The 1,059-nt window shown below is 73.0% G+C and carries 1 pseudogene; it reads right to left on the reverse strand.

From position 1 onward, the window contains the following. Positions 1-1,059: pseudogene (locus tag D1648_RS11335) on the reverse strand (HNH endonuclease); the annotation flags it as partial.

Below are 1,059 nucleotides of genomic sequence, written 5' to 3' on the forward strand. Positions count from 1 at the left end.
GGTCGCACGGATCGTGATGGGCGTGATGGTCCTGCTGGGCGCGCTGGGCGTGCTGGTCGTGCTGGTCGTGCTGGTCGGCGGCGATGATGGCGTCCAGCGGTCCGCGCAGGCTCTCGCGCACCGCTTCGGCGGGCACGGTCCCGTATCCCTCGATCTGGGCGAGGTCCCCGGCCCCGGGATCCAGCAGCATCCGGTCGGTGATGATCACCCCGATGTCCAGGGTGATCGGCTCCATCCCACCCCCGCGTCCCAGGAGCGTGTCCACGAGGGAATCGGCCTGGATCGCCTGATGCCCGCGCCGGTCCCCGCCGGCGCGCAGACGCTCGGCCTCCAGCGAGAGACGCTTGCGGATCAGCGCCGCATCCAGCGCCGTGAGGTGCGCGGAGAGCGTGGCCATGCCATGCTCCCCGCGCCGCACCTTCACATGCCGCTCCCGCTTCGCGACCTGGTGACGACGCGCTTCCCCCTCCGGGTCGGCCAGAGAGATCGCCGCAGCACGGGCGTCGTCCCACTCCTGCGACCCGGCACCATCGAGATACGGCAGACGCTGCCCCAGCAGCCGATCCGCCTCCCGCCGCTGCGCAGACGTCAACGGCGCGAACGAGCGGGAGGTGCGATACGCATCCGCGGCGGTGACCTGGCAGTCCGCGAGCGCGGTGAGCATCTCCGGCATATCCGCCACCAGACGACGCCGCGCCGCCAGCGAATGCGACGCGGCTGCGGGTGAGCGGCGCGTGAGCAGCGAGACCTCCCGCGCCGCCTCCCGCGACGCCGCCCGCAACACCGACGCAGGAGCCGGGCCCTCCCCCGGCTCCTGTGCCGCGTCGGCGCGGGCCTCGGCCTGCTTGCGCAGAGTCAGGGAATCCGCGAGCGCGACCACCGCATGGACCTCGAGCACCTCCAGCGCGCTGCGCATCGCCTGCAGGCTCCCGACCACGTCACGGAACACCTCCGCCGACGAGTCGGCAGGGACGAAGAGCTCCTGCGGGACACCGGTCAGGGCGCGCAGATCGTGAGCGCGGTCGCCGAGCTCTGCCGCCAGACGCTGCGGCCCTCCCG

It is taken from the genome of Brachybacterium sp. EE-P12, from assembly GCF_003711805.1.
GTDB lineage: Bacteria > Actinomycetota > Actinomycetes > Actinomycetales > Dermabacteraceae > Brachybacterium.